Raw genomic sequence first — 9,216 nt, 5'->3', positions numbered from 1 at the left:
TTGCCACCGACGCACCCGAAACTGGGGACCGACCATCAGTCACGGGTCGGGGTTCATCTGTTCCTCTCTTCTAGTAGAACCACTGCTCGATAGCGACTTCGTGTCGCACTCCTTGCGGGACTTGAAAAGGGCGAACTCGTCTTCGGGCCCTTGCGCTCACCCTTGAGGAAAGCGAAGAAGTTGCGGTACGCGGTCTCGGCATCGCACAGGGACTGCTGGAGCACCACCGCGGAGACCTCGCCCAGCCAGGACCGTTCCGCTGTCCGCTTGGCCTCGGTGATCAGACGCGTGGACAGCTCCCCTGTCCCGGGGAACAGCTCCCCGGCCCGGCGGGCGTCTTCACGGACGCGGACCACGTCGTCGAACACGACACGGGCGCACTCGAACGCCTTCGCCAATGCGGTCTGCTGGCCGGTGACCGCGTAGCGCCTGGTCCGGCGGCGGCCGGGGCAGCGGAGGGCACGGCGCCAAGCGGACGTCAAGCAGGCGCCAAGCCCGGTGTCGGAGGATCCGGGCATCGCTGTGTCGACGGCGTGACGAGGAGCACACGTTTGTCCACCGCGAACATCAGCGAGCCACGCCCCGGGGCTTCCCTGCAGTGGATTCCGTCGCGCCCGTCGGTCTCCCCGGTGGGGAATCCGGCGTACCTGCGCGCCACCCTCGCCGGAGCCGGGTCCGCGCTCGCGGCCGACGGCCGCCGGAACCGGGCCCGTAGCGGAGGTGGCGTCCCGGGACCGGCGGTGGCCTCTGCCGGTCCCGGGACGCCACCGGCACCGATCCCTCCCTGGAGTGAAAGCGACATGCAGCACCACACCGTGGGCGACATCGAGACGCGTCCGACGGCGAGCGCCGGAGGCCGGCGGGCCGCTGCGGGAACCGTGGCCGTCTCGGTGATCGCCAATGACCCGATCACCGGCGAGGGGACGATCGCGTGCCTGCGCACCTACACCGGGCTCAAGCTGCTGTCGGCCGACGAACGGCCGGGTGCCGACGTGATCCTGATGCTGGCGAACGAGGTCACCGAGAACACCATGCAGGTGATGGAGACGGTCGCGGACCGCTCGTCGAATCCCGGCATGGGCATCGTGCTGGTCACCGAGCGGCTGCGCGACCAGCATGTGATGCGGGCCTTCCAGTGCGGTCTGCGCGGTGTGATGTCCCGTCAGGCCTCCGGGTTCAACTCGGTGGTGGAGGCGGTGCGTGAGGTAGGGGCCGGCGGCGCGCATCTGCCGCCGCCGCTCCAGGGGTGGCTGGTGCACCGGCTCCATTCGATCCAGCGCGATGTGCTCGCACCGCTGGGGATGACCACGTCGGGCCTGGAGACCCGTGAGGTGGCGGTCCTGCGGCTGCTCGCCGAGGGCATGGACACCACCGAGATAGCCGAGCACCTGAGCTACTCGGAGCGCACCATCAAGAACATCATCGGCGGCATGATGACCCGGCTCGGTCTGCGCAACCGCACCCAGGCCGTGGCCCACGCAATGCGCAGCGGCGCCCTGTGAACCACCGGGCAGCCGTGGCGCGCGGACCGTTCGCCGCCGGGCGGTGCCGCGTGTCCCCCGGAGGGAAGGGCCGGTGGTCCTTGAGGGCAACGTCCGAGCTCTCGGCCCGGGTCCGGGACCTGCGACTCCTATCGTCATCGCGGCGCACGGGCGCCGTTACCGTGGAGAACACCTCTAAATGAGCACTGTCATCGTGAAGCGCGCACCGCGCGTCCACGGGCCCCAGGAACCGTCCGAGCAGATCGAACTGGCGGAACCGCCGGTACTGGCCGAACCGGCCACCGCCGACTTCTCATCCGTCCTGGTCTTTCTGCCGATGGCCCTGGGCACCGTGGCCATGATCATGATGTTCTCGCTGCGCGACGGCTCACCGACGACCTGTCTGATGTCCGGCATGATGGGCATCTCCATGGTCGGGATGAACCTGGGCCAGCTGGGCGGGTCTAGTTCGGACCGCAAGCGTCAGATGCAGGCTGAGCGACGCGACTACCTGCGCTATCTGGCCCAGTTGCGGCGCAGGGCATGGACCACCGCCGATGCGCAGCGGACCGCCGCGCTGTGGGACAGCCCGCCCCCGGGGCGACTGTGGTCGGTGGCGGGCGGACTTCGCGTCTGGGAACGCCTCCCGGGGCACGACGGCTTCGCCCGGATCCGGATCGGTCTGGTTCGCGGGCCACGGGCCTCGGCCCTGAAGTTCCCGCCCCGGGAGACGAAACCGATCGATGGCCTGGAGCCGCTGCCGGTCGGGCTCCGGCGGTTGAGCAGTGTGGAGGTGACGGGCGATCCACACCGCCGAACTGTTCCGGCACGCCCTGCAAGGGGCTCTCGACCATCTCCAGCGGCTGCGGCCTCTGGGACATGCCAGGATCACGCCTCAGCAGATCAGCGTGCGAACGGCGAACGGCGGCCACAGGTTCCCCACCGACATCGTGGCAAGGGGCGGGTCGGAGCAGAGGCTCCCGTTCGACCCGGCGGACCGGTTGCGGACCGGTTGCGGACCGCCACGATCAAGGTCGGCATCTCCCCGTTCTCCCCTGCCCTGAGCGGCGCCCCGAACCAGTACCACTCACACACGACGGAGTAGGAACACGTGGAACAGATGCCGGAACGACGGCAGACCACCGAGGCCCCGGCCGCGGTCGGTGGACGTCCCGCACCGGAGCCGAACGACGACGAAGCGGCGGTCTGGGAACAGCCGCTGCCCTGGCCGGCCGCCTTGTCCGAGCCGGAGCAGGACCCGGTCGCCGAGTCGGAGCCCGTTGCCCTCCCTGTGACGGCGCTGGGTTCGGCGCCGTCGGTCGGGCGTCCGACGGCGGCCCTGCGCCCCGCCCCGACCGGCCCACGGCCGTACCGCCGGCCAGGAGGCGGGACTACGTCCCGGCCGGGGAACCCGCGGACTCCGGCAACGTGGAGCCGCCGGATCCTGACGATCAGCGGGCCCGGCTGCTCGCCCGGCTCGCTTCGGTGCGTGCGTTGGCCGCGTCCTCACGGGACGCTACCGACGAGGAGTACTCGCCGTCGTCCGAAGGTTCGGGACCGTCCGCGCCGGGACCGTCCGACGCGGAGTCCACCGCGCGGGTGCCGGGAGGAGTCGTCGCCGGTGCCGTGCTGCTGGTCTGCGCGCTGGCCGCCGTCCCGTTCCTGCTGACGTCCGGCGACGACGCGTCGGGCCGGAAACACGGCGACTCCACGGCCGATGTGCCCTCCGACGTGACCGTCCGATACAACTCTCCGGGTGTGACGAGTGGGCCCGGTACCCCGGAGCCCGGCAAGGGCGGCTCGTCGCACAAGCCCGCCAAGGACGCCGGGGAGAAGTCCCCGGGCAGCCCGACGGACGAGGCCGGCGGCGACGCCGCCAACACCGATGCCGACCCGGACAGCACGTCGTCCGGGAAGCCCGGCGCCTCGGGCGACAAGAACACCGAGCCCGCCGGGGAAGGTGACACCACGGCGGCCTCTCCCACGACGAAGGCCACCGCCGGCAAGATGATCGCCGGCTACCCGTCCTCCCGGTGCATCGAGATCTCGTCGCACAGCGGCACCGACGGCTCCCCGCTGCGGCTGTGGGACTGCGGCAGCTCCTCGTGGCAGAAGTGGGTATTCAAGTCCGACGGCAGCGTGCGGTCGATGGGCCTGTGCATGGACGCCGCCAACGCCGGCACCGCGAACGGCACGCGGGTCCAACTGGCCTTCTGCAACGGCGGATCGGCGCAGCAGTTCAACCTCAACAACTCCCACGACCTGGTCAGCATCCGGGCCGGCAAGTGCGTCGACGCCGTCGACAAGGGCACCGGCAACGGCACCCGGCTGCAACTGTGGGACTGCGAGGGAAGCTCCAACCAGAAGTGGTACCTGAAATAACCTCACCTACGGCCCGCGCCACGGGGGACACTCCGCCGCGACGAGGGCCCGTGGCCTGGCGCCGGCCACTGTGGAGGCGCTTGTGCTGAATCGCAGCCGCCCAGGTTCTGACGCCGGGCAACGAACGGGGCCCGTCCGATGTGCGGACGGGCCCCGTGATCGAGCGCCGGGCAGGCCTTGCACCTGCATTTCCCCGCAGGAAGCGGGGCGTCTTTCCTTGGACCACCAACGCACCACCAGCCGCCCCGAGTTGCGGCGACCAGCTCAAGATCTAGTCGAACGCATCCGGCCGGTGCTCTGCCCACAGGACGACCGCCGAGCCGGCCCGGGGCCCGCACACGAAGCGCAGACCTCAGCCGGGGCCACCCGCTCGCGGAGTACGCGGGGGCATGCCGGCCGGCCAAGGGCCTCCCCCGGCAGCGGCTGTCTACGCTCTCGGTATGCAGCGCACCGATGTCACGCGGGATGACGGCACGTGGGTGGGCCTGTCACTGGACGTACAGGACCGACACCGGCCGGGACTGTGCGTGTTCAGCGCCGGGCAGCGACTGCTGGTCTCCCGGCTGTCGCGGCCTGTGCTGCTCGCCGTTGTGGACGAGCACCTCGAAGGCGTGGATTTCTGGCGCACCGACGAGTACTGCTCTTTCGTTCCGCCGCTGCGCGCCGATGTGGTGCGCGCCCTGGCGGGCAGCCCGGAACGGTGGGCTCACCGCTTCGCGCAGTACCTCGACGGCCCGGACAGTCCGCTGCACGGGGGCCGATGGCTGCTCTCGCACGAGAGTCCGTTCCGGCGTTGGCGCCACGCCGACGTTTCGCATGGCGAGTACTGGAGCTCGATGCTCGTCGACGGCCATCCGGACGGCTACCTCGACTGGTTCCTCCATTCTCATTCATGGGAGGTCCTTCCGCTGCGGCCGATGCCCGATGCCGACGACAGCCGGGTCAAGGCGTACCGCAAGCAGGCCCGTGAAGGGACGCTTCCACCGGTCCTGTTGTGGTGGGTCAGTGGCCTGGACTGCCATCTGATCCTGGACGGGCACGCTCGGCTCGCCGCGGCGATCGCCGAGTCCGTCGACCCTCCGCTGCTGCAGTTGCACCGCACGGTGGCACGCGATGACCGGGACGCCCGCGTGGATGAGGCCGTGGGCTTCTACGAGGACGAACTGGCACGCTTCGACCGACTGCGCGCCGTCCACGGCCCCACGGTCCCGGACGGCGCTGCCACCGCCGGCCCACAGCTCGTCCGCCGCCTCCACGACCTCGAAACCGCCGAACAGCCGACCTGGGCCTGGCCCCTGCCCGGCGGAGAGGCACAGTGGCGTCGCACCGCACGCGAGGTGACCGCAGGCCAGGGCTGGCCCCGTATCTGAGCCGTGCTGCAGCTTGACGCTCTGGTCCCTGGAGGCCACCGATCGGCGGAGCGAAAGGTCAGGGCGTGAGGTTCTGGACCGTGTTGTAGAGCAGTTGGTCGTTGTCCTCGAAGTGCGGGGCGATCACCCAGACGCCCTCGCCCTCCACGAAGTTCGGGTACTTGGTGGAGTTCACCCCGACCTGTGTGCCGGTGCCGGTGGCCGGGTCGAAGTCCTGGAACCAGGGGCCGCCGCTGGAGCCGCCCGTCATATTGCAGGTCATCTCGTAGTCGGTCTTGAGGATGAAGTCCTTCCAGGTGTTGCCGTTGCACTCGACGAGCGAGCGCCCGTCGTGTCGGTAGCGCGGAATCTCACGGGTGGTGCCCGGTGTCTGACCCGGGGCCGGAACAGGGGTGCTGACGGTGTCCCAGCTCCCCGCGTTGGGGTAGCCGAAGGCGAACATGGTCTGGTTATAGGGCTGGTTGAAGGCCACGTGCTGGGAGCCCACGACATCGGTCAGGCGCACGCCGGGTCTGGTCGGGTCGGCGACGGTGAGCGCCGAGACGTCGTAGTTGAAGTTGGACAGGTTGACGGTGTTGGGGTTCAGCGTGGTGAAGTCGTTCCACTGCGCGGTGGTGTGGGCGGTGGTCGCGGGCCAGAGCCCGTAGGGGGCCTGGGCCAGGCCGACCTTGGTGCCGTCGTAGCCGGGAATGAACATCCAGGCGTCGTCGGTGGCGCTCACCGAGCCCTTCTGGATGGTGCCGGTGAGCGAGCCGAGCGCGACCACGGCCAGCGGATTGGACACGCAGTGGCCCGCAGACAGGATGGTGCTGCCGTTGGCGCTGTCCACCGCGTTCGCCGAGCACTCGGTGGGGTAGGCCACGGTGCGGACCGTGGTGGTGGTCCCGTCCGCGACGGCGGTCACCGTCGTGCTGTCCTTGAAGATGTGCTGCGCGGTGGTGTCGGCCGGTACATAGGCTCCGGCGGAGTCGACATGGAGCCACTGCGTCGAGTCCACCGCGCCGATCGCGTCCTCCGGCCGGCTGGGCCGGGTCGTGGACGGCCAGGCCAGCGTCTGGCGGTAGTACAGGCGCCCGACTGTCTGGTGCACAGCTCCGGCGCGGCTCCAGATGCGGCCCTCGTCCAGATTGCTGTAGTTGGGGCCGTCGACGCCGTAGTCCGTGTTGTTGGCGTTCCACAGGGCCATGTCCTCGCTGGTCCAGTACTCGATCACGGCGTTCTGCCGGTCGGTGGAAGAGGCCCAGGCCGCCTGGTTGACTGCGACCGGCGGTCGCACCGTGGCCGTGTCGGTGCCAACCGCGTGCACTCCCCCGGCACCGGTCCCCAGCGCTCCGAGCGCGAGTGCGGCCGCCCAGACCGTTCTGACGATTTTCTGCGTTCTTCGCATGGAGAACTCCCCGAATCTGCCGAACGATGGCTGACCGGCACCCCGATCGCCGGCCCCCTCTGCGAGGCTGGACGACTTCCCGCGTACGCCATCGCATTCGATGGAAAGCTAGCCGGAAGGGCCGTTCCTCTCGCCCACCCAGGGGTTGAACTGCACCTGCAACCAGGGTGGTTGGCGGTGTACAACCTGGGGTGCAGCTGTGGTGGAAAGCCGGGCGGAGCGATCGCCCGGGGCCTACGCTCGGACGATGTTCGCGCAGCGCACGTGGGGCGGGGCAGTTCGCAGGGTCTTCCCGCAGGTGGCAGACATCGTCTATTCGGTGGTGTCGGTCTGGATCTCGAGCACGATGCTGCGCAACTGGCCGAACTCGCAGGGCTACTGGCGGCAGGCCGACGTATGGGCCTATGTGCTGATCGCCCTGGTCTACCTTCCGTTGGCCGTGCGCCGACGGGCTCCTCTGGCCGTGCTCGTCGGCACGGCGGCCTGCACGTTGTGCTATTTCACCCTGGGCTACTACCACGTGGTCGTTGTCTGCGGACTGGGCCTGGCGCTCTACACCGTCGCGGCGCTGTGCCCGCGCAGGGTCGTGGCGAAGTGCGCCGTGGGCTCGCTGCTCGTGCTGCTGTGGGGCACGCGGCTCGCCGAGCCCGGGATCGGCCCGCTCAGTGTGGTCTTCGTGACCGTGATGGTCGCCGTCCTGTGGGTGACCGGCGACCGGTTCCGCCGGCTCACCGAGCGCGGCGAGCGGCTCGCGGTGCTCGGCGAGCAACTGCGTCTGGAGCAGGAGGAGAACGCCCAGCGGGCCGTCATGGCCGAGCGCATGAGCATCGCCCGTGAACTGCACGACGTGGTCGCCCACCACGTGTCCGCGATCTCCGTGCAGACCGGCCTGGCGGGATACGTCTTCACGTCCGACCCGAGGACCGCCCGCGAGGCGCTGGACACCATCGCGGGCAGCGCCCACGAGGCCATGGCGGAAATGCGCCGCATGCTGGTTGTGCTCAGGCAAGGGGCCGAGCGCGCCCAGGAGGGAACGGGCGACCACGACGTGACCCCCGGTCTCGGGCGGCTGGACCAGCTGGCCCGGCGCGTCGAAGCCGCGGGCATCCCCGTCGACGTCCGGATCACAGGCGCCCCGTTCGCCCTGCCGCCGGGCGTCGACCTGTGCGTCTACCGAGTGATCCAGGAGGCTCTCACCAACGTCATGAAGCACGCGCCCGCGGCGAACGCCAACGTCGCGGTGCACTACGCCGAGGCCGCGGTCCGCGTCCGCGTAACCGACGACGGACAGGCGCCGGTTCTGGCCGGCATCACCGGGGGGCCCGCCGGCCATGGTTTGATCGGCATGCGTGAGCGGGCCGGTATCTACGGCGGGACGGTGACCGCCGGACCCGGCCCGCAGGGCGGGTTCGAAGTCGGACTGATCGTTCCCGTACCCCGGGACAGGTGAGGAAGCGTCTCGGCTCCGGGCCGGGCAGCCGCGAGGAAGGCGACACCACACATGCCCACAGTGCTCATCGTGGACGACCAGTTCCTCATCCGCTCGGGACTGAACGCACTGTTGCGGGCCGCACCGGGAATCGAGGTCGTCGGCGAGGCCCAGAACGGCGAGGAGGCGATCGAGATGGCCGCGCGGACGAGACCCGACGTGATCCTGATGGACATTCGGATGCCGGGCACCAGCGGGATCATCGCCACTGAACGGATCCTCGCCCAGGCGTCGGCCCCACTCCCCAAGATCCTCGTGCTGACGACCTTCGACCTCGACGAGTACGTCTACGGCGCGCTGAAGGTCGGCGCCTGCGGGTTCTTGCTCAAAGACACCCCGCCGGACCGGCTGCTCGCCGCCATCGACACCGTGCACGCCGGAGACATGCTGTTCAGTGCCCCGGTGATCAAATCGCTCATCGAGGCGTGCACTCCGCGCCCGGCCGCGCCCGAGCCGCACTCCGGGCTGGAGACGCTGCCCCCCAGAGAACTGGAGGTTCTCGGGCTGGTCGGATCGGGCATGTCCAACTCCGACATCGCCCAGCGACTCGTGCTCAGCACAGCGACCATCAAGACACACGTTCACCGCTGCATGAGCAAGCTCATGCTGAACAGCCGCGCCCAGGCGGTCGTCTTCGCCTACGAGACCGGACTCACCTCCCGCAGCTCCGCAGCCTGGGGTACGGAGAGCGCCTGATCGAGCGTTCGGCCGGGATCTCCGCCGCCTCCGCCGCCTGCCCTGTACTCAACCGGCCGCGCACCCCGAGGACGCACACGATCAGGCCGATTCCACACCCTCGGCGGCGCAGCCGCCGGATGGCTCCCGAATGTTCACCGGCAGAGTCACGCCATTGCGCCCAAGTCGGCTGTCCGGGCCGGTATTTGACGCGGCACGTACGGCGGGTTACCCGGCACGAGGCCTGCAGCGGGCGGCGATGGCCGCCCTCCTGCACCGCGGCGGACCTTGCCCCACCGTGGACCGGCGTGTGGATGGACTCGCCGTTCGGCGCCTTGCTCGCCGCCCGCGCGATCCGCCACGCGGTGACGACCGGTGGTCTGCGTCGGCTTGTCGTCGGTGCACTGCGACCGACGTCCCGTCCCCACGCCG

The 9,216-nt window shown here is 69.9% G+C and carries 7 protein-coding genes and 1 pseudogene; 6 read left to right on the top strand and 2 right to left on the bottom strand.

Translation table 11 applies throughout. The annotated features are described in order from the left end of the window. Positions 1–140: 140 nt before the first annotated feature. Positions 141–398: pseudogene (locus G3I71_RS35930) on the bottom strand (RNA-guided endonuclease TnpB family protein); the annotation flags it as partial. A 402-nt stretch (positions 399–800) separates the two neighbouring features. Between G3I71_RS35930 and G3I71_RS35925 the strand changes: the two are divergent. From G3I71_RS35925 to G3I71_RS35910, 4 genes are all read left to right on the top strand, one after another. Next, positions 801–1,502, top strand: a complete 702-nt coding sequence (locus tag G3I71_RS35925) for a response regulator transcription factor (protein WP_164321495.1) — start codon at positions 801–803, stop codon at positions 1,500–1,502. Positions 1,503–1,680: 178 nt separating this feature from the next. Next, the gene (locus G3I71_RS35920; RefSeq protein ID WP_164321493.1) at positions 1,681–2,586 is read left to right on the top strand and encodes a hypothetical protein; all 906 of its coding nucleotides are present in this window, start codon (positions 1,681–1,683) and stop codon (positions 2,584–2,586) included. Between the two features lie 323 nt (positions 2,587–2,909). Beyond that, positions 2,910–3,863 (top strand): RICIN domain-containing protein, encoded by a 954-nt coding sequence (locus tag G3I71_RS52785; RefSeq protein ID WP_164321491.1) that lies wholly within the window; start codon positions 2,910–2,912, stop codon positions 3,861–3,863. A 440-nt stretch (positions 3,864–4,303) separates the two neighbouring features. Then, positions 4,304–5,233: a hypothetical protein gene (locus tag G3I71_RS35910; protein ID WP_164321489.1), complete on the top strand. Its 930-nt coding sequence runs from the start codon at positions 4,304–4,306 to the stop codon at positions 5,231–5,233. Between the two features lie 58 nt (positions 5,234–5,291). Here the strand turns inward: G3I71_RS35910 and G3I71_RS35905 are convergent, their stop codons facing one another. Continuing rightward, entirely contained in the window at positions 5,292–6,620 is a 1,329-nt protein-coding gene (locus G3I71_RS35905) for a serine protease (RefSeq protein WP_164321487.1), read from the bottom strand. A gap of 247 nt (positions 6,621–6,867) precedes the next feature. Between G3I71_RS35905 and G3I71_RS35900 the strand changes: the two genes are divergently transcribed. Together G3I71_RS35900 and G3I71_RS35895 are read left to right on the top strand one after the other, a co-directional pair. Next, positions 6,868–8,070 (top strand): sensor histidine kinase, encoded by a 1,203-nt coding sequence (locus G3I71_RS35900; RefSeq protein ID WP_239149537.1) that lies wholly within the window; start codon positions 6,868–6,870, stop codon positions 8,068–8,070. A gap of 51 nt (positions 8,071–8,121) precedes the next feature. Next, positions 8,122–8,805 (top strand): response regulator transcription factor, encoded by a 684-nt coding sequence (locus G3I71_RS35895; RefSeq protein ID WP_164321481.1) that lies wholly within the window; start codon positions 8,122–8,124, stop codon positions 8,803–8,805. Positions 8,806–9,216: the final 411 nt, after the last annotated feature.

Origin of the sequence: Streptomyces sp. SID12501 (assembly GCF_010550245.1) — a bacterium.
Taxonomy (GTDB): Bacteria; Actinomycetota; Actinomycetes; order Streptomycetales; family Streptomycetaceae; genus Streptomyces.
The sequence above is the reverse complement of the archived record's forward strand: the minus strand, read 5'-3'. Positions and strand labels throughout refer to the sequence as shown.

Excerpts from the sequence above, each read along its gene's own strand:
- G3I71_RS35925 (WP_164321495.1), top strand. The coding sequence starts at position 801 with ATGCAGCACCACACCGTGGGCGACATCGAGACGCGTCCGACGGCGAGC.
- G3I71_RS35900 (WP_239149537.1), top strand. The coding sequence starts at position 6,868 with ATGTTCGCGCAGCGCACGTGGGGCGGGGCAGTTCGCAGGGTCTTCCCG.
- G3I71_RS35920 (WP_164321493.1), top strand. The coding sequence starts at position 1,681 with ATGAGCACTGTCATCGTGAAGCGCGCACCGCGCGTCCACGGGCCCCAG.
- G3I71_RS35910 (WP_164321489.1), top strand. The coding sequence starts at position 4,304 with ATGCAGCGCACCGATGTCACGCGGGATGACGGCACGTGGGTGGGCCTG.
- G3I71_RS35895 (WP_164321481.1), top strand. The coding sequence starts at position 8,122 with ATGCCCACAGTGCTCATCGTGGACGACCAGTTCCTCATCCGCTCGGGA.
- G3I71_RS35905 (WP_164321487.1), bottom strand. The coding sequence starts at position 6,620 with ATGCGAAGAACGCAGAAAATCGTCAGAACGGTCTGGGCGGCCGCACTC.